This is a genomic window from Pseudoalteromonas sp. NSLLW218 (assembly GCF_015864775.1).
Taxonomy (GTDB): domain Bacteria; phylum Pseudomonadota; class Gammaproteobacteria; order Enterobacterales; family Alteromonadaceae; genus Pseudoalteromonas.
In genome coordinates this window covers 191,201-217,055 of the sequence record NZ_JADYWO010000001.1, presented here as the reverse complement: position 1 = coordinate 217,055, position 25,855 = coordinate 191,201, and the positions used below count along the sequence as shown (strand labels likewise).

19 protein-coding genes and 1 pseudogene are annotated in these 25,855 nt (G+C 37.1%); 3 read left to right on the top strand and 17 right to left on the bottom strand.

Going from position 1 to position 25,855, the window contains the following annotated elements:
* Positions 1-136 precede the first annotated feature (136 nt).
* Complete coding sequence (locus tag I6E80_RS00865; RefSeq protein WP_182711398.1) at positions 137-2,152, top strand: methyl-accepting chemotaxis protein; 2,016 nt, start codon at positions 137-139, stop codon at positions 2,150-2,152.
* A gap of 1,067 nt (positions 2,153-3,219) precedes the next feature.
* Positions 3,220-4,662 carry a capsule assembly Wzi family protein gene (locus I6E80_RS00860; RefSeq protein ID WP_197184557.1) on the top strand — a complete coding sequence of 481 codons (1,443 nt, stop codon included), beginning with the start codon at positions 3,220-3,222 and terminating at the stop codon, positions 4,660-4,662.
* 455 nt (positions 4,663-5,117) lie between these two features.
* On the opposite strand, the pseudogene I6E80_RS20380 reads toward I6E80_RS00860, so the two are convergent.
* A pseudogene (locus I6E80_RS20380) lies at positions 5,118-5,306 on the bottom strand (protein CapI); the annotation flags it as partial.
* A 21-nt stretch (positions 5,307-5,327) separates the two neighbouring features.
* Positions 5,328-6,494 (bottom strand): nucleotide sugar dehydrogenase, encoded by a 1,167-nt coding sequence (locus I6E80_RS00855; protein ID WP_197184556.1) that lies wholly within the window; start codon positions 6,492-6,494, stop codon positions 5,328-5,330.
* A gap of 419 nt (positions 6,495-6,913) precedes the next feature.
* Between I6E80_RS00855 and I6E80_RS00850 the strand changes: the two genes are divergently transcribed.
* Positions 6,914-7,366, top strand: coding sequence for a transposase (locus I6E80_RS00850; RefSeq protein WP_024600305.1), 453 nt, complete (start codon positions 6,914-6,916; stop codon positions 7,364-7,366).
* A gap of 678 nt (positions 7,367-8,044) precedes the next feature.
* Here the strand turns inward: I6E80_RS00850 and glmM are convergent.
* The 15 genes from glmM to I6E80_RS00775 all read right to left on the bottom strand — a co-directional run bounded on the left by glmM (position 8,045) and on the right by I6E80_RS00775 (position 25,845).
* A complete protein-coding gene (glmM, locus tag I6E80_RS00845; RefSeq protein ID WP_024597819.1) occupies positions 8,045-9,400 on the bottom strand; it encodes a phosphoglucosamine mutase in 1,356 nt (451 codons plus the stop codon).
* 265 nt (positions 9,401-9,665) lie between these two features.
* Positions 9,666-11,612 carry a polysaccharide biosynthesis protein gene (locus I6E80_RS00840; RefSeq protein WP_197184555.1) on the bottom strand — a complete coding sequence of 649 codons (1,947 nt, stop codon included), beginning with the start codon at positions 11,610-11,612 and terminating at the stop codon, positions 9,666-9,668.
* Between the two features lie 203 nt (positions 11,613-11,815).
* Positions 11,816-12,991, bottom strand: a complete 1,176-nt coding sequence (locus tag I6E80_RS00835; RefSeq protein WP_197184554.1) for a DegT/DnrJ/EryC1/StrS aminotransferase family protein — start codon at positions 12,989-12,991, stop codon at positions 11,816-11,818.
* A gap of 33 nt (positions 12,992-13,024) precedes the next feature.
* Positions 13,025-13,654 (bottom strand): acetyltransferase, encoded by a 630-nt coding sequence (locus tag I6E80_RS00830; protein WP_182195683.1) that lies wholly within the window; start codon positions 13,652-13,654, stop codon positions 13,025-13,027.
* On the bottom strand, positions 13,647-14,243 hold the full coding sequence (locus tag I6E80_RS00825) for a sugar transferase (protein ID WP_197184553.1): 597 nt from the start codon (positions 14,241-14,243) through the stop codon (positions 13,647-13,649). Before I6E80_RS00825 ends, I6E80_RS00830 begins: the two co-directional genes overlap by 8 nt.
* The gene (locus I6E80_RS00820; protein WP_197184552.1) at positions 14,240-15,352 is read right to left on the bottom strand and encodes a glycosyltransferase family 4 protein; all 1,113 of its coding nucleotides are present in this window, start codon (positions 15,350-15,352) and stop codon (positions 14,240-14,242) included. Before I6E80_RS00820 ends, I6E80_RS00825 begins: the two co-directional genes overlap by 4 nt.
* Positions 15,349-16,440, bottom strand: a complete 1,092-nt coding sequence (locus I6E80_RS00815; RefSeq protein WP_197184551.1) for a glycosyltransferase — start codon at positions 16,438-16,440, stop codon at positions 15,349-15,351. The genes I6E80_RS00820 and I6E80_RS00815 overlap by 4 nt, the downstream gene beginning before the upstream one ends.
* Positions 16,441-16,443: 3 nt before the next feature.
* A complete protein-coding gene (locus tag I6E80_RS00810) occupies positions 16,444-17,601 on the bottom strand; it encodes a glycosyltransferase family 4 protein (RefSeq protein ID WP_197184550.1) in 1,158 nt (385 codons plus the stop codon).
* A complete protein-coding gene (locus tag I6E80_RS00805) occupies positions 17,588-18,700 on the bottom strand; it encodes a hypothetical protein (protein WP_197184549.1) in 1,113 nt (370 codons plus the stop codon). The genes I6E80_RS00810 and I6E80_RS00805 overlap by 14 nt, the downstream gene beginning before the upstream one ends.
* Complete coding sequence (locus I6E80_RS00800; RefSeq protein ID WP_197184548.1) at positions 18,690-20,054, bottom strand: lipopolysaccharide biosynthesis protein; 1,365 nt, start codon at positions 20,052-20,054, stop codon at positions 18,690-18,692. The genes I6E80_RS00805 and I6E80_RS00800 overlap by 11 nt, the downstream gene beginning before the upstream one ends.
* Entirely contained in the window at positions 20,051-20,473 is a 423-nt protein-coding gene (locus I6E80_RS00795; protein WP_197184547.1) for a serine O-acetyltransferase, read from the bottom strand. Before I6E80_RS00795 ends, I6E80_RS00800 begins: the two co-directional genes overlap by 4 nt.
* 9 nt (positions 20,474-20,482) lie before the next feature.
* Positions 20,483-21,514, bottom strand: a complete 1,032-nt coding sequence (locus I6E80_RS00790) for an NAD-dependent epimerase/dehydratase family protein (RefSeq protein ID WP_197184546.1) — start codon at positions 21,512-21,514, stop codon at positions 20,483-20,485.
* Between the two features lie 111 nt (positions 21,515-21,625).
* On the bottom strand, positions 21,626-22,906 hold the full coding sequence (gene tviB, locus I6E80_RS00785; protein ID WP_197184545.1) for a Vi polysaccharide biosynthesis UDP-N-acetylglucosamine C-6 dehydrogenase TviB: 1,281 nt from the start codon (positions 22,904-22,906) through the stop codon (positions 21,626-21,628).
* Between the two features lie 239 nt (positions 22,907-23,145).
* Positions 23,146-25,395, bottom strand: coding sequence for a polysaccharide biosynthesis tyrosine autokinase (locus tag I6E80_RS00780; RefSeq protein WP_197184544.1), 2,250 nt, complete (start codon positions 25,393-25,395; stop codon positions 23,146-23,148).
* A gap of 15 nt (positions 25,396-25,410) precedes the next feature.
* A complete protein-coding gene (locus I6E80_RS00775) occupies positions 25,411-25,845 on the bottom strand; it encodes a low molecular weight protein-tyrosine-phosphatase (protein ID WP_197184543.1) in 435 nt (144 codons plus the stop codon).
* Positions 25,846-25,855: the final 10 nt, after the last annotated feature.

Below are 25,855 nucleotides of genomic sequence, written 5' to 3'. Positions count from 1 at the left end.
ACTGAAAAAAAACAATACATCTGTTAGATTTATAAATTAATAGTTAAAATTAGTTAAAGTAATTGATTTTAATTACTTAACTTATTGGTACAAACGCCGATAAGTCTTAATTGAAGTACTTTTGAGTGGAAACCTTATGAACCTGACAGTAAGCCAACGTATTTGGGGTGGTTTTATATTTATCACACTATTATTATTAATAATTGGTGGTAACTCCTTAATAAAAATTGCAAATATTGACCGTTCCACTCAAAAAGTGAACCAACTATCACTCCCAGCATTAAATAAAAGCTCTGAGCTACAAGCAGAATTTATTTTAATGAGTAAAGCTGCTCAAGCTAGCTTTTACACTACCTCTGCCAATGAGCTTGCGCCAATAAAAGCACAGGTCCTTGAGCAAAAACAATTGTTCAACACGCTACACCGTGAACTTCAAGACGTAGTAAAAAATGATGCAACGCTTAATCAAAGTAGCCAAAACGTAGAAAAAACCTACTTAAGCTTTTTAAGCACCGTTGAAAACTTATTAGAAGACAAAAGCAAACAGCTAGCATTAAATAAAACATTAAAAGCACAATTAGAAAATATAGAACTAAGTGCAGAAGATGCTAACTCTGTTGTACTCGATATTACCGACATTGATGGGTTTGAGCAAAACCACCCTCGTGCTTATCAAGCTGCAAACAATTTAGAAAATAACTTTATGTCGGTGGTAAGCAACAGCACTGATATGCTAACCGTTAAAACGCTTAATACTCTCGATATTGTTAAAAACGAGCAAACTTATTACCTAGAAGAAGTAACGCGTACTATTGCATTAATTAAACCTGCGATTGAGCAAACTCACAGCGATTTATATTCAAGCTTAAAAGAGTATGTTGATACTTTAGAAAACAACATAAAAGGTAGCAGCGGTTTAGCTGCAAACAAAAAACGATTAATTGACTCGATTACGCTAACAGAGACAGAGCTTGCCCAGTCAGAGCAAGCCACCAAAATGGCACTTAACCAAATTGATGAGCTAGTTAATCAAGCAAGTGATGTTGCGTTTAAATTACAGCAAGGCGTGCGCAGCGACGTAGACTCAGCAAACTTATGGACGTGGGTTGGTATGATTATAGCCACCCTTTTAGCTGTAGCGATTGCTATTATTACTGTTAGCCGCATTACTAAACCACTTGCTGAAGTTAACCGAATTTTAGATATTGTTGCCAGTGGCGACATGACACAACGTTTAGACGACAGCGCTAAAGACGAATTTGGCGAACTATCTAAAAGCTGTAACACGCTAATTGACAGCCTACGCAGCCTAATTAAAGGTATTATTTCGCGCTCCACTCAGTTAGCTGCAGCATCAGAGCAAACATCGGCCATTACCTCAGAATCAAGCCAAGCAATTCGTAACCAGCAAGCACAAGTTGAACAAGCAGCAACCGCAACAACCGAAATGAGCAGTACATCGCAAACGGTTAGCAACAGCGCTCAACAAGCACTTAGCGAAATTAAAAATGCGGATAAAGAAGCTGAACGCGTTAAAGGTATTTCGAATAACAACAAAGCAACGATTGAGCAATTAGCACGTGAAGTAGACGACGCCTCACAAGTAATTAATAAACTACATCAAGATAGCGCATCAATTGGCAGCATATTAGATGTAATACGCGGAATAGCGGATCAAACTAACCTACTTGCACTAAATGCCGCAATTGAAGCTGCACGTGCTGGTGAATATGGCCGAGGCTTTGCGGTTGTAGCAGACGAAGTACGCTCTTTAGCGAGTAAAACTCAAGAGTCGACCCAAGAGATACAATCAATGATTGAGTCGCTACAAACAGGCGCAGAAGCTGCAGTAACGGCAATGAGTAAAGGTAAGCAACGTGCCGTATCGTGTGTTGAGCAAACAGACCTAGCAAGTAGCGCACTTGATTCGATTACATTTGCGGTTTCGCAAGCTCACGACGTAAGTGAAGAAATTTCGACCGCAGCACTTGAGCAACAACAAGTAGCACAAGAAATTAGCGAACGCCTTGAGTCGATTGTAGCAATCGCAGAGCAAACAGCCGAAGGCGCAAACCAAACTAATATTTCAAGTTCAGAAGTAGCAAAACTGGCCGAAGAGCTTCGCTTATCGGTAGACGAATTTAAAGTTTAGGTTTACTAAAACGATTAAAAAACCCCGATGGTACAATGTACCATCGGGGTTTTTGTTTATCAGGACTTTAAAAGCGAGATGTAAAACCTTACCGGCAGGCGTGAAGCTTGCTCACGCGAAAAGCGCAGCTTTTAATATTTATTACTAATAACTCACCTACTTTTGGCTTCTCAAGAGCGCAGCGCCCTCTTAACCTCTTTGTGAATAAATTACTTAAAACCTTATTGCACAAAGAGAAGCCAAAGAGGAGTAAATGAGAAGAGACTAAAGCCTAGGAATTACGAGCTTTGCTCGCCTACAAGTAAATTTAACCACGGCGTCAAACTTTACCGATAGGCGTAAGCTTGCTCACGCGAAAAGCGCAGCTTTTAATATTTATACTTAATAAACCACCTACTTTTGCCTTCTCTAAAGCGAAGCGCCCTCTTAACCTTTTTGTGAATAAATTACTTAAAACCTTATTGCACAAAGAGAAGCAAAAGAGGAGTAAATGAGAAAACATAAAACATAAAACATAGTAATTATGTATTTTTACTTCTCTAAAGCGCAGCGCCCTCTTAACCTCTTTGTGAATAAATCACTTAAAACCTTATTGCACAAAGAGAAGCAAATGAGGAGTAAATGAGAAAACATTAAAACAATAGTAATTATGTATTTTTACTTCTCTAAAGCGAAGCGCCCTCTTAACCTCTTTGTGAATAAATAACTTAAAACCTTATTGCGCAAAGAGAAGCAAAAGAGGAGTAAATGAGAAGACATTAAAACAATAGTAATTATGTATTTTTACTTCTCTAAAGCGTAGCGCCCTCTTAACCTCTTTGTGAATAAATAACTTATAAATCTATTTTTTGTAGGTATAACTTATTAAATGCGTTCACCGCCTGCTTTATAGCAAAACACTACATGCAAGAATGCGCTCGAATTTAACGCATAGTCTATCACCCGCGAATGATAGCTTGCTTCTATATCCCCACTAATATATCGCTTTTTTCTTCCTTACTTAGGCGTTTATTGCTAACCTCGCGTTAACGTTTTTACTTAAACAAATTTTTGCTAACGGAATAATTATGCTCAAAAAAATATCACTGTTTATCGGGATGGCAATCAGTGCAAATGCTGTTGCTAAAGGTGGCGTATCACCTTATTTACCTTTAAATCAAGCCCCAGAACTTGAGCACCAAGTACAACGACTTTTAGCCGTAAGTAAAAATACACATATTATGAGTAAGCCTTATAAAGCTCACGATATTTATAGAGTGCTGCAAACAGTAAGGCATACTTACCCAGAACTATATCAAACACTTTCGTACCAACTTAGCCCTTACATTCAAAGCGACGCGGGGTCATTTGCAAAAGTAACACTTGCTGCTGGCACAAAAGATAAAACACTGCCTAACCAACGCGGCCAAACTACTAAAACCAACTTAATAGTTGAAGGTGGTGCTTATGCTAACTTCGGGCGTTACTTTGGTGTAAGTGTTGCAGGTATAGCCAACGAAGACGAAATATTACCTACACAAAGCTTTTTTTACCTTGGTAATAAGTACGCGCAGCTAGATGTAGGTTACCGAGAGCATTGGTACTCACCTTTTAACGACAGCGCCATGCTATTAAGCACACACGCTAAAACAACACCTTCTATAACGCTTAGTAATGTAGAGCCAATAACCAGCTTTAATATTCGTTACGATATGTTTATTAGTAAAATGACAGAGCAACGTGGGATCCGTAAAGGTAACTACGACCCTGTAAACGGTAACGAATTTACACCCGGTAAGCCTTATTTATTTGGTTTACATACCAGTTTTGCTGCAACCGATAATTTAACAATAGGCCTAAGCCGTTTAATGCAGTTTGGTGGTGGTCCGCGAAGTGTTACTTTAAAAGACTTTGCAGAAGGCTTTTTTACCCCTGGCAGTAAAGATAATATAACGACCTCGGAGGCAGAAGAGGTTAATACAGATTTTGAGCTTGGAGATCAGTTAGGCTCAATTACTTTTGCGTATAACAATAGTATTTATGCTCTTCCTTATGAGCTATACGGTGAGGTAGCACTCGAAGATACATTAGGTGGCTCTCGCAATAACGCATATAGCTTTGGCATTTATTTACCTTTTATTGCTAACAACCACAGCTTACGCTTCGAGCACAGTAACTTACAAAAGAGCTGGTATGCAAATAGTATATATCAAGATGGCAACCGTAATTCTGGCAATGTAATTGGCCACTGGGCGGGCGATGAGCACGACTACACCGACTACACACCGGCTAAATCTATGAGCGCAAACTGGCATTGGCAATTAAGTAAAATAGAAAGCTTAAATACCACCATTCGCATGCTTGAAAATAAACGCAGTGGCTATAAAACAAGTTACGAACTGCAAACGGCATACACACGTAAGTTGAGTAAACCAATAATGGGTGCTAAAAGTTGGGGTGCTGAGCTGTATCAAGGAAAGGATGTATACGGGGAAACGTTTGCTAGATTAGGTGTATTTGCTAATTTTTAATACCCTGTAGGTGCGAATTTACTTCGCGCTCATGTAATTTAACTCTACCAAAGCGAGGTAATAAAACCTCACCTACAACATACACACACCCTGTAGGTGCGAATTTACTTCGCGCTCATGTGATTTAACTTTACCAAAAGCGAGGTATAAAACCTCACCTACAGTATATGCCCCCTGTAGGTGCGAATTTACTTCGCACTCATCTAACCTAACTTTACCAAAAGCGAGGTATAAAACCTCACCTACAATATATACCACCCTGTAGGTGCGAATTTACTTCGCGCTCATCTAACTTAACTTTACCAAAAGCGAGGTATAAAACCTCACCTACAATATATACCACTCTGTAGGTGCGAATTTACTTCGCACTCATGTAATTTAACATTATCAAAAGCCAAAAAAACACTGTCTCAAATTGAAAACAGTGTTTTTAAATGACTTACAAATTGTAACCTTTATTTATAAAAGTCTTTATACAACTTAATAAGCCAACTTACGCCTTGCTTAACCCCAACTTGCGCTTTATAGCCTGTTGCATTAAATAAATCTGTAGTATCAGCTTAAGTTTTATAAACATCGCCGGCTTGCATTTCACGGAATTTATTTTTAGCTTCAGTATCTAGTTCAGCTTCTATAGCTTATATCTAGCCTTTAAACTTTGTTTATTAATCACTACCAAATAAGTCGCGTGTATAAACTTTGTCAGCAATATCGCTAAGCTCTTCAACCATACGGTTAGATACAACAACGTCAGATATTTGCTTAAACTCATTTAAGTCTTTAATTACACGTGAGTGATAAAACTCATTTTCTTCAAGTACTGGTTCGTAAACTACAACCTCAATACCTTTGGCTTTAATACGCTTCATAATGCCTTGGATGGCAGAGGCTCTAAAGTTATCAGACCCAGTTTTCATTACTAAACGATACACACCAACTACTTTAGGGCTGCGTTTAATTATTGAGTCTGCAATAAAGTCTTTACGCGTAGTATTAGCATCCACAATTGCACCAATAATGTTGTTTGGTACATTTGCATAGTTTGCACGCAGCTGCTTTGTATCTTTTGGCAAACAGTAACCACCGTAACCAAACGATGGATTGTTGTAATGATCACCAATACGTGGGTCTAAACTAACACCCTGTATAATTTGCTTACTGTTTAAGCCATGAGCTTCAGCGTAGCTATCAAGCTCATTAAAATAAGCCACACGCATTGCTAAATAGGTGTTAGAGAATAACTTAATAGCTTCAGCTTCAGTTGAGTCGGTAAACAGTACTTCAATATCTTCTTTTATAGCGCCTTGCTTAAGTAAGTTAGCAAACACACTTGCGCGCTCACTTTGCTCACCAACTACAATACGTGATGGGTATAAGTTATCGTGTAGCGCTTTACCTTCACGTAAAAATTCTGGCGAAAATATTAAGTTATTAATACCGAGTTTTTCTTTTATACCTTGCGTAAAGCCAACAGGTACCGTCGACTTAATGACCATAACTGCATTTGGGTTATGCGCTGTAGCATCTTTAATTACAGCCTCTACAGAGTTTGTATTAAAGTAATTATTTTCAACATCGTAATCAGTGGGTGTGGCAATAATTACAAAATCTGCATTTTTATAGGCTGCTACTTTGTCGGTAGTCGCTGTAAAATTTAAATCACTACGTGTTAAAAACTCACTAGTTTCGGTATCAACTATTGGTGATTTTTTATCATTCAATAGCGCTATTTTTTGTTCGTCTATATCTAATGCGACCACTTCATTGTGTTGTGCTAGCAACATAGCGTTAGAAAGGCCTACATAGCCTGTACCTACTACGGCAATTTTCATATTAATCCTTTAAGGTTAGTTAATAAGTAATAAAATGATTCTATCAGAGTTATAAATTAGGCTCTAGCTAAAAGACTTTAGCTAGAGTGTAATATCGAATATATTACTAAATATTTTTTGCAGAATAATATAAGTAAGAGAAGGATGAACATATTGAAATATACACCAAGTAGTAGATGCGAATTTACTTCGCGCACATGTGATTTAACTTTACCAAAAGCGAGGTATAAAACCTCTCCTACAATATATACACCCTGTAGGTGCGAATTTACTTCGCGCTCATCTAACTTAACTTTACCAAAAGCGAGGTATAAAACCTCTCCTACAATATATACACCCTGTAGGTGCGAATTTACTTCGCGCTCTCTTATTTTAAAAACCTCTGCTACCTTTAAACAAAAGTACTGAAGGCTCGTAAAATGTATCGTTCAGATTTATTGCGAAAAGGCAGAGTATCATTAACAAATCGATTTTACTCAATCACACTAGTGGCGCACAAAAGAGAAAACATATTTATTTCTATGGATATTAATCGATTAATAATCACAGAAATGAAAAAGATAGAAACGCAAGAAGCAGCCAGAACAATAGCATTTGTAATTATGCCAAATCATATACATTGGCTAATTCAATTAGGAAATAAAAAAGCACTATCAGACGTAATTAAGTTGTTTAAAGGCCGTTGCTCTAAAGTAACCCGTGACGATTTAGGTATGTATAAATTATGGCAACGTAACTACTATGATCACATGATTAGAAATGAAAATGATTTACTGAACAATGCTAGATATATTATTGCTAATCCTTTGCGGGCTAAAATTGTCGATAAAATTGCTTCATACCCTTACTGGGATTGTATTTATATAAAATAAAAAGCGACGTATAAAACCTCACCTACAATATATGCCCCCTTAGATGCGAATTTACTTCGCGCACATGTGATTTAACTTTACCAAAAGCGACGTATAAAACCTCACCTACAATATATGTACCCTGTAGATGCGAATTTACTTCGCACACATGTGATTTAACTTTACCAAAAGCGAGGTATAAAACCTCACCGACAATATATGCCCCCTGTAGGTGCGAATTTACTTCGCGCACATGTAATTTAATCCTACAAAAAGCGACGTATAAAACCTCACCGACAATATATGCCACCCTGTAGATGCGAATTTACTTCGCGCACATGTAATTTAATCCTACAAAAGCGACGTATAAAACCTCACCTACAATATATGTACCCTGTAGATGCGAATTTACTTCGCGCACATGTAATTTAACTTTACCAAAAGCGAGGTATAAAACCTCACCTACAATATATATATCCTATCGATGCGAATATACTTCGCGCCCTTGTAATTTAACGTTACCAAAGCGAGGTTAAAACCTCTCCTACAATATACACACCCTATCGATGCGAATTTACTTCGCGCTCTTGTAATTTAACGTTACCAAAGCGAGGTTAAAACCTCTCCTACAATATACACACCCTGTAGGTGCGAATTTACTTCGCGCTAATGTGATTAATCCCCGACAAAAACATATTTTTACAATAACGCTTTTATTGAACTAGCTATATGCTCAGCTTGCTCTTGTGACGCTACGGAATCAGTAGATTCAACCATGACACGGATCAATGGCTCAGTGCCTGATTTACGTAGTAAAACACGACCTGTATCTGCCAATACTATATCTGCTTCTGCTACTGCTTGTTTTACCGAATTAGTATTTAGAATTTCATTCGCATTATTTTTTGTTAAACGCACATTTAAAAGTACTTGCGGTAGTTTTTGCATACCTGCTACGTAGCCTTTTAATGATTGCTTTTGCTGAATTAGCGCTGTTAACACCAATAAAGAGGCAACAATACCATCACCAGTTGTTGCATAATCTAGGTGTAGAATATGGCCTGAGCCTTCACCACCAAGTTTCCAACCCGTATTTTTAAGCTGCTCAACAACATAGCGATCACCTACTTTTGCGCGTTTGAATGGTATACCCATTTCCTTAAGCGCTAGCTCTAACCCCAGGTTAGACATTAGTGTACCAACAACACCACCTTGCATTTTGCCTTGCAGCTTTGCTGCTTTAGCTAAAATATAAAGAATTTGGTCACCGTCAATCACAGCGCCACTGTCATCAACAAGCATTAATCTGTCAGCATCGCCATCAAGCGCAATACCTAAGTCTGCTTTATGTTCTAGTACAGCAGCTTGAAGGCTATCTAGATGTGTAGCACCACATTGCTCATTAATATTTAAACCATTTGGTTTATCGTTAATGCTAATAACATCGGCACCCAGTTCTGCATAAACATTAGGCGCTATGTGGTATGCAGCCCCGTTAGCACTATCGACAACAATTTTTAAACCTTCAAGCGTTAAATCTTTAGCAAATATGCCTTTGCAAAATTCAATGTATCGCCCTGCGGCATCATTAATGCGTCTTGCTTTACCTAAGCGCTCAGAGCTTACACACTGCATTGCGTTGTTATTTAATGCTTGCTCAAGTAAAGCTTCAATTTCAAGCTCTTGCTCATCATTTAATTTAGTGCCAGAATTATTAAAAAACTTAATACCATTATCGTAATATGGATTATGCGATGCACTAATTACAACACCTGCATCAGCCCTAAAGGTTGATGCTAAATAAGCAACAGCAGGCGTTGGCATTGGGCCAACAAATGCTACATTAACGCCTGCAGCTGAAAGCCCAGCTTCAATAGCAGACTCAAACATATAACCACTGTTACGTGTATCTTTACCTATTAGAATCTCTTTTGTACCACTAGAGGCTAAAACAGTACCCGCGGCCCACCCTAATTTCATTGCAAAATCAGGCGTGATAGGAAAAGTACCAACCTTACCTCTTACTCCATCGGTACCAAAGTATTTACGTGGCATAATTATTCCTTTTAAAATGTAAAATGCGTAGTGCACTTATAATTAATATTTGTTAGCTCATTATCTTAAAAATATAGCTTTATTTCAAAAAGCAAAAAGCGCGAGTTAAACTCACGCTTTAAATTTCATTAAATATAAAAGCTAAGTACATAGCTTTAATTTGTCAGAATATTGAATAAATTATTATCAACAACCTTACTCAGCCTGATCGTTCTTTGTTACTTTAAAACACAGTGTCTCTCAACTTAGCGTGTAAAATAATAACTTAATTAATATTTACAACCTTCTGCTTGTTTCCCTTGGTTAGGTCTTTTTTTGCATTCCAAACTAAATCACATATACCATCAGTTGGATTAAAACCAGTGGGTGCATCTAACAACAATTGACGAATTGTTTCATGATCAAAGTTATGACACGCAATATCTAACGCTTCTATAAACACATTAAGCTCAGCTAAAGGTAGCATTACTTCACTGGCTGTCATTATGCGCTCGTGTGTTGTTTCACCCACGTTATTACCAATTAACAGTTCTTCATAAAGCTTTTCGCCTGGGCGCAAGCCTGTACACTTAATCTCGATATCACCATGTGGATTAGTGTCGCTTTTAACTTCAAAACCAGAAAGCCGCACCATTTTAGTCGCAAGATCTTTAATTTTAACGGGGTCGCCCATATCAAGTACAAATACATCGCCGCCTTTCCCCATAGCGCCTGCTTGTATTACTAATTGAGCAGCTTCTGGAATCGTCATAAAAAAACGTGTTATATCTGGATGTGTGAGCGTTATTGGGCCACCCTCTTTTATTTGCCTGCGAAATAGCGGCACAACAGAGCCACTCGAACCAAGTACATTACCAAAGCGGACCATACAAAAACGTGTTTTGTGCTTAACACCTTGCTCTTGCGTTAAGCCCTGCAGCACTAATTCGGCCATACGTTTAGTCGCCCCCATTACATTAGTAGGACGAACGGCTTTGTCGGTAGATATAAGTACAAAATTTTCAACGCCAGCATTAACTGCTGCTTTAGCACAGTAATAAGTACCAAACACATTATTACGTACACCTTCAACAACGTTATGCTCAACTAACGGTACATGCTTATAAGCCGCTGCATGATAAACTGTATGCACGCCAAAGGTTTTCATTACCGTTTCAAGACGATTAATGCGCTGAACAGAACCCATTATAGGAATTAACTCTAATTCTAAAGCGTTATTACAAATATACTCGTTGAGCTCCTTTTCTATTGAATATAAAGCAAACTCACTTTGTTCAAATAAAATTAATTTAGTGGGTTTTAGTTTAACTATTTGTCTACAAAGCTCTGAGCCAATAGAACCCCCTGCACCAGTTACCATAACCACTTTTTTAGTAATATTAGCCGTCATTAAATCCATTTTAGGGGCTACGGGGTCTCGGCCTAATAAATCTTCAACGCCTACTTCTGTTATTTCAGCAAGCTTGGCTTTACCTTCAACAACATCAGCCATTCCTGGCATTGAAAGCACTTTAATGGTGAGCGGCTCTAATTGGGCTAGTATTTCTTTTCGGCGGGCACGTGTTGCACTAGGTAATGCTAATAAAACTTTGCTAACTTTACGTTTATTAATTAATTCGTAAATACCTTTAAAACATACAACGGGTATACCCTGAATTATTGAGCCATGTTTAGTAGCATCGTCGTCAATAAATGCACTAACAAAATACTCAGGGCCAGCACCTAAAGCCGTGGCTAGTTGTCGCCCTGCAGAGCCCGCCCCATAAATAATCACAGACTCTTTTTTACTCGTAGTCATTTTGCCAATAATCGCACGTACCAATACACGGGCTCCACCTACGGTTAGTAAACACAGCCAAGCAAATATAAACGGCATAGTACGGGGTATATCTATACCTATCAAAAAGGCAATTAAAACCAGACTAACTGTGGTTATAGCTGTACCTAATACTATTGCCCATATGGCTTGGGAGTTCATGTACCTAAGTACTGCACGGTACAAACCTAAACTTATAAATGTATATAAGCTTACAGGTATCAACACCGCTAATAAAAGCCAATTATCTAAACGCTGCAGTGGTTCAAAGCTATCAAGCCTTACAATTAGGGCTAACCAAAAAGCGATTACAATAAATAACGTATCGATAAACAAAGTAATAAGGCGTTTTTTAGCGCGAGATGCATTTAGAATAGAGCGTATAAAGCTATCCACTGACAGTTCCTTTTATAATTAAGGTGCTAGGTTTCACAAATAATAGTTATGCGAGTAATCTTCAGCTATTAGCCAAAATAATATACAACATAAAAAGCAGCAAACAAGAGTAAATGAAAGGTCGCTAAACCGCTTTAATTTCTAAAGCGTAGCGACCTCTTTACTTGTTAGTAGACTTTTTATTTAACTAATTATATGCAAACCTATTTTGTTGCGAGACTAAAAACTTCTTTGATTACCTGGATTGTTTTGGCTATTTCGGCTTCAGTAAGTGTTGGGTGTACTAAAAACATAATTGACGTTTCACCTAGTTCAACAGCATTAGGTAAACGTTTTTCTGGGCGCCATTGTGTATTGTCAAATGCTTTTTCAAGATACACCTCAGAACAACTGCCCTGAAAACAAGGTACACCGCGCTCTACAATCGCATTAACAATACGGTCACGGTTCCAACCTTTTGCTAATTGCTCAGGTTTAACAAACATATAATGTTTATATTCTGCGTGCTCGCTATGCTCTGGCACTGTCACTAAGCGAATACTACTAAAGCCACTTGCGGCTTCGTCTAGCTGAGCACCATATGCTTGGCGTTTTGCTGTCCAATCACTCATACGTGTTAATTGTATGCGACCAAGCACAGCTTGCATCTCTGTCATGCGCCAATTAGTACCAAAGCTTTCATGCAGCCATCTAAATCCTGGTGGGTGCTCACGGTTATAAATAGCATCAAAGCTTTTACCGTGATCTTTATAACTCCACATAGTTGACCATAACTCTTTTGAGTTAGTGGTTACCATGCCGCCCTCGCCGCCAGTTGTCATTATTTTATCTTGGCAAAAACTCCATGCACCAACATGCCCAATACTGCCAACAGACTTACCTTTATATTTAGCACCATGTGCTTGGGCACAGTCTTCTATCACATAAAAACCATGCTCTTTACTCAATAACATTATATCGTCCATTTCAGCAGGCATACCTGCTAAATGTACAACAATAACCGCTTTTGTTTTCGGTGTAAGTACTGCTTTAATACTAGCGGCTGTAATTGCTTGGCTATTTAAATCAACATCAGCAAATACCGGTGCAGCGCCCGCAGTAACAATACTTGAGGCAGATGCTAAAAATGTACGAGGCGTAGTTATTACTTCATCGTCAGCGCCTACATCTAATGCTTTAAGTGCTAAATCAAGTGCTAAAGTGCCATTACCAAGCGCTATGGCATATTCACTATCAGCCCAAGTAGCAAACTCTTTTTCAAACTCACGGCCTTCTGTGCCAGTCCAATAATTAACTTTATTCGATAAAATTACACGACTAACGGCGTCGGCCTCTTGCTGAGTAAAACTAGGCCAAGGAGAAAATGGGGTATTTAACATGATGTTCCTATTAATTTATATAGAAATGAGGTCTTATTTGTTTGGTACTGCAGGAGAGCCAAATGCAGTAACATTATCCGGTATATTTTTTATAACAGTACTACCCGCACCAATCATACAATTGTCACCAATTACTATTAATTGTTTAATTTGGCTACCAATACCAACCCAACTTTTACTACCAATAATAACCCCGCCCGCCAAAGCAGTATTAGGGCAAATATGAGTAAAGTCACCAATAGCACAGTCGTGCTCAATAATAGCTGAGGTGTTAACTATGCAGCCAACGCCTATATTGGCAAACGCATTAATAATAGCACCAGCAAAAACGACACTTCCCTGCGCTATTGTAGCGTATTGGCTTATAACAGCTGTGGGGTGAATTAATGTTATTAAATTAAACTTATTTTGTTGTAACAACTGTATTTTTTGCTGGCGAATATCGTTATTACCGATAGCAACAACAACGTCATTAGGAGTTGTACTTGTATTTTTTAATGCTATTAAGTCGGCACAAGTACCATGTATAGGCCAATGTTCAATGTAGGTTTTACTTGGGTAGGCATCATCATAAAAGTTAACAATAAAACCAAGCTGTTCGGCAATATCGGCAATTACTTTACCATGGCCACTGGCGCCAACTACAACCAGCTTATTAGTCATTATTAGAACCTTTAAATGGCTCAATAGTTACGTGCCCGTCAGCGCTTATACCTTCGCGTACAAATACTTTTTTTACGGTAAGTAATAAAATTTTAATATCGAGTAAAAAACTTTGGTTGTTAACATACCAAACGTCTAGTTTAAACTTTTGCTCCCAACTAATAGCGTTGCGCCCATTTACTTGAGCCCAGCCAGTTATACCTGGGCGCACATTATGTCGGCGTGCTTGCTCGCTACTATATAACGGTAAATACTGCACTAATAAAGGCCTTGGCCCTACTAAGCTCATATCACCTTTTAATACATTAAATAAACCTGGGAGTTCATCCAAACTAGTCGAGCGTAAAAAGGTACCAAACTTTGTCATACGCTCATCATCAGGCAGCAAGTTGCCATGCTTATCTTTACCATCAAGCATGCTTCTAAACTTCATCATTTTAAATACTTTACCATTCAAACCAGGGCGATTTTGAGTAAACAAAATAGGTGAGCCCAATTTAAAACGAATGAGTATTGCGACAACAATTATTACTGGGAATAAAATAAGTAATACGCAAAGAGCAACTAAAAAGTCAAAGAGTCGTTTCATTTACTCAATCCCATAATATCCATTAATTCGGCATTTACTTTATGAACATCAAACTTATTTTCAACCATAGCTCTGCTAGCATCAGCCATTCGTTGCCACTCTAAAGGGTTTTCGATAAACCATGTCATTCTATCAACCAGTTGCTCTACATTTGCTTTTTCTACTAACCAACCATTTTCGCCATTAATAACGGTTTCACGACAACCTGGTACATCTGTAGTTAAAATAGGTCTCCCTGTTGCCATTGCCTCTAAAACTGTACGAGGTAAACCTTCATGATACGAGGGCAATACAAAAATACTACAGTCATCAATAAAAGGACGAACATCACTCGTTTCACCTAAATAATCAACTGAATTATTTTGGTTTAACTTTGTTAGCTCTTCTAGTGGAATACCATCTGGTGAGGGATCTTCAGGGCCAACTAACTGGAATACTGCTTGTGGGTAATGTTGTTTAATAATATTCGCAGCTTTAACATATTCACGTATCCCTTTATCCCCCAATAACCGAGCAATAAGTAAAAATTTAGGTGTCAAAGGCAGAGGTTTTACCTCAAAGTGCTTAACATCAACGCCAGAGCCATTTACAACAGCCGTTTTATGTTCAGGCACTATGCCTAAATCAATAAAAACCTGCTTGTTGTCGGGGTTTTGAAAAATGACTTTATCCGCATTCTTTAGAGCTGTTTTATATAAAATAACAACTAACTTCATCAAAAGGTTCTTTTTCCAATTGCCTCTTTGAAAAGCAAATCCTAAGCCGGTTACTAGCGCATAAAAATGGCAATTTGGCAAACAGCGTGCAGCAAAGGCTCCCCAAATAATTGGCTTAATTGTGTAAGCTAAAATCACATCAGGCAACTGCGTTTTAAAAATCTTTTGTAAAGCCTTAAAGGTCTTAAAGTCTTCTCTTGGATTTAAACCACTGCGACTAACAGGGTAATCAATATACTTAGCACCTAACTGCTCAACAGCTTTGATATCTTCAAGGTTTGCCCCTGTCGCTAAACCATTAATATCAGAACTAATGCCTTTAAAGTGTTGGAGTAACTCACCTCTGAAGTTATATAAAGAAGAAGGTAGAGTACCGATAACAAACAATTTCAATCATTCACCTCTGAGTATAGCTTAGACCATTTTTTACTGTAGTTTTGTATTGAAAAATCATGTTCAATTACAGATTTATTATTTTCTAGATATTGACGAAATCCAACCTCATCTTGCATCCTATCTACAACATCGATAACTAACTTGGCAATACTTAGAAAGTCACCAACCTCGCAAATATACTCATCAGATGGTATAACCTGAAGAGCTCCGCTAGTATTAGTTGAAACTACTGGAATAGAAGCTGCCATAGCTTCGGCAATAACCAGTCCGAAGCCTTCCCAATAAGAGCTCGAAACGAAAATATCAGCTGCAGAAAAATACTCTTGGATATTACTTCTAGTGCCAACTAATTTAACTTTTCCTTCTACATTAAGTTTAGCTATTAAATTTTCTAGCTGAGTTGATAAGGGGCCTTCACCTATTATTATCCATGTAAATTTAAGTTTATTATTCTTACATAACATATCAGCTGCCTTTATAGCACAATCAAAGCCTTTAGCCTCTCTCAAGCTACCTACTGATAATATTAATAATTCATCATCAGCTATATTTTCTAATTTCCTAATTTTCTCTCTACTACTTGAACTAAAAGAGAAATTATCAACATTTATTCCATTTGGAATTGGTAACATCAAATTAGCTGGGACAGCTTTTTTTCTTTCAAACTCTTTAACTGCGCCAACTGAGACATTTGTAAATAGCTTGGCTTGACTGTTTGTAAGTCTATATAACGCCATTCTAAATCTACCGCCTTCATTCCCACTATGAGCAGTATTTATAACTATTTTAGAGGATAAAAAAAGCTTCATTGCTCTGGTGAGCATGTTAGCATGAAACATATGCCCATGAATTATATCCGGGTTATATTTAGAGACTATTTTCAAGAAAGATATAAATGCACGGACTGGGCGCTTGATGTCTATTTTTACCAGCTGAATTCTCTTATCTATACTTATTTTAACATCACCATATAAATAAATGATTATAACTTCATGGCCCATATCAATTAACTCAGCGGATAAGTCCGCTACAACTCTCTCGGCACCGCCCATACCAAGCCCTGTTATGACTTGAATAATTTTCATAAATCAATTTGCTCCTTTTAGAGTTAATTCATCAACGAGCTTATCCCACGAGTATTTATCTAAGAAACTTAAGAACTCATTTTCACCGACAGCTGAAGTGTAGGCTTTACGAACGGCGTCAGCTAACCCAAATTGATCAAATGAATCTGAATAAGTAACTAAATTAGTATGTTCTGAATATATATTATTAGTATTTGTCAAAATATTAGCGCCTGATTTAAAGGCAACAACATGAAGGCCGGAAGATGTAGCCTCAAGCAAAACCTGTCCAAAAGATTCATATCTAGAAGTCATAAAAAAAATATCAGAAACCTGATAAAACAATTCAGGGTTTGTAGTTGCACCAAATACTTTAACACGATCACCAAGCTGAGATTCCTCAATGATACGCAGGTAATGCTTCTCCTCTGGTCCACTACCCACTAATAATAACTTGTAAGTATCATCTAAGAAGGAAAGAGCTTTTATTGCAATATCAAAGCCTTTTAATTCAGAAAACCGGCCAAGACATAGTAAATATTTATATTCTGTTTCCAGCCCAAGCATTTTTCTTAATTCAATTTTTTCTTCTTGCTTTTTAGGAAAAAAACGACTTGAATCAACTCCAAAATTCTTAATTATAACTTTCTTCTTTTGGAAGCAAAGCTGACTCACTTGTTCTTGCATTCCTTTACTAAAAACAATATTCGATGCAAAATTAAAAGAGATGATTTGTAATAGCGAGGATACAAGGTACTTTACTTTATTGCTTAGAGAATAACTTAAAAACTTAGCTCTATTCTGCTCATATATAACTGATGGGATTAAATAGTGATAGTCAACCCCTAGCAAAGTTAAACAAAAACTAGTGACATAACCCCTTGATATAATAGAGTCATATTTTTCCTTTTTTAACAAGGAGCGTACGAGTCTGTAGCAGTTGTAAATCTGCTTTAAATAACCAATAGATAAAACATTATACCTATATATAGTAGAGTACTCATTTGTATAACGTTCGCTAAGTATCTCATTATTAACATGATTACGATTAGAACATACGATATCAACATCATACCCTTTACCTTTGAATGATTTAGACATTTCATGCATTGAGTTTTCAACTCCACCAATGTTTGGAATATATAAAGAATTCAAAATAAGTGCTTTTTTATTTTTTTTCATGCTCTAAACTTAAAATAGATAATGACAATATTAAGGCTATAAAATAGCCCGAGTAAAAAGAAGGGATGAATTGTAAACCAATAAAGATAGATATAAGACAAAGCTTAAAATAAGAATCGATAAACCTTAGTCTTATAAAAATAAAAAGGAACCAGAGTAACAAAAGAAAAATCCCCATAATCCCACTAAAAACCATAGTATACAAAAATATATTATGTGGAACTGCGCCAAATAATGCCTTGTAAGCTACGACATCATAACTATATCCGAGATAAGGAGAGTCTATGAATACGTTAAATGCGTGAAGATACCCTTCAAACCTTCCTGAACCACTTATAGTGAGCTCCCTATTAGAGTAACTCCCCCATAATAGAACTACTGTAGATATTAAGATAAAAGCTAAGCAGATCATAATAAAGTCGTTCTTCTTAACTTTAGCCTTCAAAAGGCTAGAGAAAAACCCTGCAAAGCTAAGAAATAACATTGAAATTACTAATGCAAACAAACCAGTTCTAGCTGTAGTTGTTATGCTCCCTATTATAATAATTAAAGAAAAAAAATACTTAAACTTCATTTTCTCTCTAAATATTAACGGTATAGATGAAGCAAGGTAAAGTGATAAAAAACTGTAGTCCAACCAAAGGAAGCCAAAGCCTGTTCTATTAAGGTATGTATCTATTTTGCCAAACTCTATACCAAACTTATTATAAAGTAGAGACTGGCAGATAACACCACAAGAACAGAACAAGGCTGAGTAAGCATACAATTTAATAAACCTAGACATATTGTTAACATTAATCGCTTTCCCTTTTATAAAGTGTGGCCAATAAAGAAATATAAAAAAAAGTAAGAATGCAAAGAACTCGTTGTGATTTGCTGAATAAATAGACAAGTAAAAGACTACTAAGGCATTAAGAGTAAAAAGCAAAAAATCTGTAGTTACCTTAACAATCCCTCCTCTTATTAAAAAACTAATAAACAATAGTAAAGTAGCTATAAGTACAACTCTAAATCCAGCTATAGTAGAATAGGAAAAAGGAATTATTAGAAAAACCCCTGCTATACTCTTATTTATATCTAGGGTTAACTTATTTTTCATCAGAGAAAAAACCTTTGATTTTTTTAAACTCGAAAATTAGTAATAAACTCATTAATATCAAAGGAATTAAGATTGGAGTAAACTTCCACAATAAAACAATCATATAAAGTAGTACCATTTTAGATAATATACTCAGTACCCTTTCACTACCCCAAAATATCGCACTTCCCCATAACCTCAAAAAAAACATAACAGTAAATGAAATAAGAGTAGCAATTGCAACGCCTGAGAGAGAAAATAGATCTACTAGTAAAATAGAAAGACTAATGTTAATAATTAAAGCAACAAAAGTTATAAGCATTACTACTGGCGTTTTCTTCTTTACATTCATACCGATTAAAACAAGTTCAGAGAGCGTAAAAACTACCGAAGATAGTAGAATAAAGCTCAAAAAATCGATTACAGATGCATATTTAGAAGGAAACAAACCTAAAATGAAGTTTATCGACAACAAGAATAAAACACACAGCACAATTGAGCCTGTTAGCATAATATCTATCCAGAGATATCCCTTTTTTATAGCTATTTCAGTACTTAACTTATCCATCTTATAGATATAGGGAGGCCAAATAATAGATAGTATACTTTGAAATATAATAAATACAGCACCTAATGTTTGAGCAACCGAATAAAAACCTACAGCACTTACATCTAAGTAATAAGATATTATAAATTTATCGGAAGACATCATGGCCCAATATGAAGTAGAAGATACAACTAGCGGAAGTCCATATCTCAAATACTTTTTTATATCTAAAAATTTTAAATCGGTTGTAGTCAGTTTAATCTTAGAAAAGAACAACAAATATAATAAAAGTAATATCTGGCTTAATAGCAAAGAATTAAAAATTGAAGCTCGATTTCCATCCCGAAAAAAATAAAATCCAACTAAAAAAGCTACAACTGCAAATTTATTTATAATTAAATAAGCCGAATAGAGTAAAGCTTCTTCTTTCATTCTCAAGTCTAAAGAGAGGAATCTATTTGCTGTAGCCAAGAAAGAACAAAACAACAAGAGATGAATTTCATAACTACTAAATCCAAGTATACTTATATTTTCTTTAAAATAGAAAAAAACAAAAGCAGTTAAAGCTAATAAAAGTAAAAAGGTAGGTATTAGGCAAGTAGAAAAAAGCTTATCTTTAGAGTCAACATCGTGAAATTCGCGAATGTAGGCTGAGTCCATTCCAACACTAAAAATTATAATTGTAAAACTGATTAAAGATATTGAAAGAGAATATAAGCCGATATCCTCAGAACTATACAACCATGACAGTATCGGTGTAGTTACAAAACCTATAAAGGCAGCGACTAAAGGTCCTGCTGAAAATGTAAGTACCTTTTTAATATTCATATTATTTTAGCTGGTACACCTACTGCGGTACAGCCTGATGGGACATCAGTTATAACTACGGAGTTAGCACCAATTTTAGCATTATCACCTATATATACAGGGCCTAAAATAACAGCTCCAGCACCTATAACAACATTATTGCCAATTATTGGCGGTCCATTTTTACTTTTCTCTTTACTATTACCACCTAAGGTAACATTCTGATATATCGAAGTACCAGCTCCTATCTCAGAGCGAGGGTGGATAACAACACCCAATGCATTATGATAAAATTTTACATCATCACCAATTTTTACTGTGAATTTAATATCGCAAGAAAAAATAACTCTTGAAATTTTATATATAACTAGTGCAAGAAAGGTCAATCCTCGTTTGTCAAACCAAGTAGATAGCCTATGAAACTTCAAAATTAAATGCATAAAACCAACTTATAATAAATTTGTGTACCATGGCATTGCTTTACTAATACCTTGTAATATCTTGTATTCTGATTCGTAACCTAATTTATTAACGGCTTTACTTACATCTGCTTGCGAATGACGTACATCACCAGCTCTGAAATCACGGTATATTGGCTCTTGTGTAACTTCAACATTACATTCGTTTAAAGCTAATTGAATTGATTTGTACAGATCGTTAAGTGTAGTCCGGTCGCCCACGGCTACATTATATACGTTGTCTTTAGCTTCATCTTCTGCCGTTGCAGCAAGTATGTTCATTTGTACTGTGTTTTCGATAAAACAAAAATCACGGCTTGTTTCACCATCGCCATTAATAAATACATCTTCGCCTTTGATCATATCCGCAGTCCACTTAGGGATCACTGCAGCATAGGCACCGTTAGGGTCTTGTCGTTGGCCAAACACATTAAAGTAGCGTAAACCAATGGTTTTAAAGCCATATGTTTTTGCATACACGCCAGCGTACAGTTCATTAACGTATTTGGTTACTGCGTAAGGCGAAAGCGGGTTACCGATGTTCTCTTCAACTTTAGGTAGTGCCGGGTGGTCACCGTATGTAGAGCTACTTGCCGCATAAGTAAAGCTTTTTACTTTTGCTTCCTTTGCTGCTTGTAACATATTTAAAAAACCGGTGATATTAGCCGCATTAGTTGTTAAAGGGTCAGCTATTGAGCGTGGTACCGAGCCTAACGCGGCTTGGTGTAATACATAGTCAACACCTACACCGTTATTAGCTAATGCTGTTTCGCAATCTTGATAATTGCGAATATCGCCTTCTATAAAGTTAAAATCCTGCCACTGCTCAGAAGTAACTAATCCTTTCACTTCATCAAGATTATGCTGATGACCTGTTGCAAAATTATCGAGCCCTACTACTTTTTGATTTAATTTTAATAAATGCTCTAAAAGGTTTGAGCCAATAAAACCAGCTACACCTGTCACTAACCAAGTTTTAGGAGAAGAAAGTAGTTCTGATTTAATTTGTTCGTAACGAGTCATGGAAATCCTTTAAAATTTTTGATACTGAACACTAACAACATTTAAGTTATTAATTGTGCATGGCGTATGCAGTCTAATTTAAGAGCGCGGGATAAACCCACGCCTACAAAGCTATAAACGCATATCTACACTTTGCTTTGGTAATACATATTTTAAATCGTAAAGTACATGTTCAGCTTTGCCCAGTGCACGAATTTGCTCTGCGCCCATTTCTTTAAATTCGTTATGCCCTACTGCAAGAATAATTGCATCGTAGTTATTTTGTTTATGCTCAGCAGTTAAGCTTAAACCATATTCATGTTGTGCTTCATCGTTTGAACACCACGGGTCTACTATATCAACATTAATGTTATATTCTTTTAGCTCACTTACAATATCAACCACTTTTGTATTACGTAAGTCTGGGCAGTTTTCTTTAAAGGTTAAACCCATTATTAATACGTTTGCACCGTCTACATGAATGCGCTTTTTAAGCATGTTTTTAACCAGTTCAGACACCACATGTTTACCCATACCATCGTTTAAACGACGGCCGGCTAAAATCATTTCAGGGTGGTAACCTACGCTTTGGGCTTTATGTGTTAAGTAATACGGATCAACACCAATACAGTGCCCACCAACTAAGCCAGGACGAAATGGTAAAAAGTTCCATTTAGTGCCTGCTGCTTCCAACACTTCAAGGGTATCGATACCTAGCTTGTTAAAAATAATTGAAAGCTCATTAATTAGTGCAATATTTACATCGCGCTGTGTGTTCTCAATTACTTTTGCAGCTTCAGCGACTCTAATAGAACTTGCTTTATGTGTGCCGGCCGTAATTACTGATTTATAAAGTTGATCTACTTTTTCAGCGATTTCAGGGTTTGAGCCTGAAGTTACTTTTAGTATGTTAGTTACGCGATGCTCTTTATCACCTGGGTTAATACGTTCTGGTGAGTAGCCAGCGAAAAAGTCTTCATTGAATTTAAGACCTGAGAATTTTTCTACTACCGGTAAACATGCCTCTTCAGTAGCACCTGGGTATACTGTTGACTCATAAATTATTATGTCGCCTTTTTTAACCACTTTACCTAGCATTTCACTCGCTTTTATAAGTGGCGTTAAATCTGGCTGCTTATGCTCATCAATTGGAGTAGGTACTGTAACAATATATACATTACAACTTTCAAGATCTGACACTGTATAAGAGAAATTAAGTTGCGGGGACTGTTTAAGCTCTTCGTCACTTACTTCAAGCGTTGAGTCGTGACCTGACTGCAACTGTGCAATTCGACCTTTGTTAATATCGAATCCCGTTACTGGGAATTTTTTACCAAATTCAACTGCTAATGGAAGGCCTACATAGCCTAAACCTATAATGCCAATTTTTAGGTCCGTTAATGAATCGTGCATGTACTTACTCTCTTAAATTTTAAAATAAATTATCAGCTATCAGCTATCAGCTATCAGCTATCAGCTATCAGCTATCAGCTATCAGCTATCAGCTATCAGCTATCAGCTATCAGCTATCAGCTATCAGCTATCAGTGGAACGCTACTTTATTGCATTACAGTGTCAAATTTTAGGTTCTAGAATCTTTAACCTTTTTCTTTTACCTTTTAAAAGACGCGGGGTAAACCCGCTACAACGGCTTATTTATCGCTTTTATATTCGTAGTTATAGTAGCCGTAATACCCATATGCATTACTCGCTTTTTTAACTACGCCGTTAAATACTACGCCTTTTACATCTATGCCATTTTGTTCAAAACGATTACGAGTAAGCTCTATTTCACGTACATGGTTTTGTCCAAAACGTGCAACAAGTAATGTAGTGCCTGTATGCGCACTTACAATTGCGGGGTCAGTTACTGCAAGTATTGGAGGAGTATCGATAATTATAATGTCGTAAGCGGCGCTTACTTCTTCAACTAACTTACTAAAGTTACTATGCATTAATAACTCTGAAGGGTTTGGTGGTATTTGTCCGCGCGTAATAACACTTAAGCCTTCGACCTTGGTTGGTTTAGTAACTTGATCTAGGTTTAAACGGCCTGATAGGTAATCACTTAAGCCATCGTCCCACTTTAAACCAAACTGAGTTTGTAAGTAGCCTTTACGCATATCGGCATCAATAATAAGTACTTTTTTACCACTTTGCGCAAGCACGCTTGCTAAGTTAACCGATATAAACGATTTACCTACGCTTGGGCTTGGGCCCGATATAGCAATAATATTGTTTTTAGCTTCCATCATCGCAAAGTGCAGGCTCGTACGCAAACTACGTAATGCCTCTATAGCTAGGTCGGCTGGGTTATCTAGCGCTAATATACTTTTAGGTTTATTAACTTTGTTTTTGCGGGCTCGCTCGGCAAAGCCACTTAGTTTATCTTGATAATCTGAGTGCGGTACACTTGCGTATACAGGTAGGCCTAGCGCTTCAATCTCTGCAGGGTCTTCAACCCCTTTGTGCATTGCCTTTTGTATAAGCACAATAACCACGGCTAACATGCCACCAAGCATAGTGGCCATTACCACGATTAATGCTTTTTTAGGTTTAACTGGCTTGCTGGTATTTACCTCAGCGTAGTCAATAATACGTACATTACCTACGGTACCTGCACGAACGATATCAAGCTCTTGTGTTTTACTAAGCAGTAACGTGTAAATTTGGTTACTTACCTCTACATCACGCTTTAAGCGTAGTAGCTCTTGTTGAGTTTCTGGCAGATTACCTACCTCACCTACAAGCTCTTGTTTTTGGCTTTCAACCGCTTCTATTTGCTCAAGTATACCTTGGTACGAAGGGTGATCTTTTTTAAACTTTCGGCCAATATCTAAGCGTTTTAAGTTTAGCTCTTGTAATTTAGTTTCAAGCTTTACAACTTGCTCAAGCACGCCTTGTGTTTCGAGTGTTATGTTTATTGATTGGCGTTTTATTTGGTAGTCGTTAAAGCGTTGCTCTGCGTATTCAAGCTGTTTTTTAATTTCTGGTAATTGTACTTCTAAAAACTCCAGCGACTTTTGCGCCTCAGCGCTGTTGCGCTCAACATTGCGGCGTACATAAATAGCAGCTACTTTATCAAGCACTTTTTCAGCGTAACTCGGTTTAGTACTTTGTAAGCTTAAGTTAATTATGCCTGAGTCTTTGCCTTTTTCGCTTGCACCAATAGCAGTTTGCAAATCTAAAATAGTATTTAAGCGATCTTTACGGGTAATTGTAAACTCTGTACCAGGACGTGCCTTTAAAGTACGAATGGTTAGGTTAAACTTACCGTTTGTAAGTTCCTCACCTACTTTACCCGATAATATTTGCTCGCCGTCACCATTTAAAAGTGCAAGGCTGTTGTTAGCTTGTGCAACTAAAGTAAATGTTTTATTTACAGCAGTACGAGGTACGTCAAATCTAAATACATTTATGCTCTCGCCGCCCCATGCGTAGCTACTAGCACCAAAGCTTGGCTCAGCTAAGTCGCCATCTTCCATTGGGGTAAATTTACGGTAAGCTCGGCTACCTATAAACGGAAATAGCTTAGGCTCTGCTATTACATCAAGCTTTAAAGTGTCTACTGCCTCGCCTATTATACTGCGCGACTTTAATAGCTCTATTTCGGTTACTGCAGCCGATGTACTTTCAAACATGCCTGCCATATCGTCAAAACCAGGAACTGATGCGCCGCCGTCTTCAACTTGTATCATGGCTGTTGCTTGGTAAACAGGGGTACTTAATACTGCATAAATAACACCTACAAACATAAACAGCGCAGTTACGGCTACTATAAAATATTTGCGATCGAGCAATGCGCCTAGTAGCGCCATTAAATCAATTTCTTGCGTTGCTTGTGTGTTATTAGTGCTTTTATTATTAGCGTTACTAGCGCTGTTATTCGGCTGGGTATTCATTAAATTAGCCATTCCTTATAAATACTTTTGCCAAGCGCTACAGGCGCTATCGATTAATGTATAAACGTGTTCAAAAGCCTCTTGACTTTGGCGGTAAGGGTCTGGTATTTCGGCGTTATTAATCCATTTACCGAGTAAAAACGTTTTACCGCGCGCTTCTGGGTAGCGAGCATGTACATCGTTTAAATGGCGTTCTTCCATTACGAGTATTACGCTATTTTGTGCAACTAAGCTTGATGTAAGCTGCTGGCCTTGGTGAGCATCCATATTAACGCCATGTGCAAGCGCTATTTGTTTTGCTTTTGAATCGGCTGGTTTGCCTTCAAGTGCTGTTAACCCAGCAGACGATACTTTAATATTTTTGCCTTCAAGCTTTTGCTTTAAAACATACTCACCTGTTGGGCTGCGGCAAATGTTACCTGCACACACTACTAAAACTGAATCAAACATTTTTAAAAAC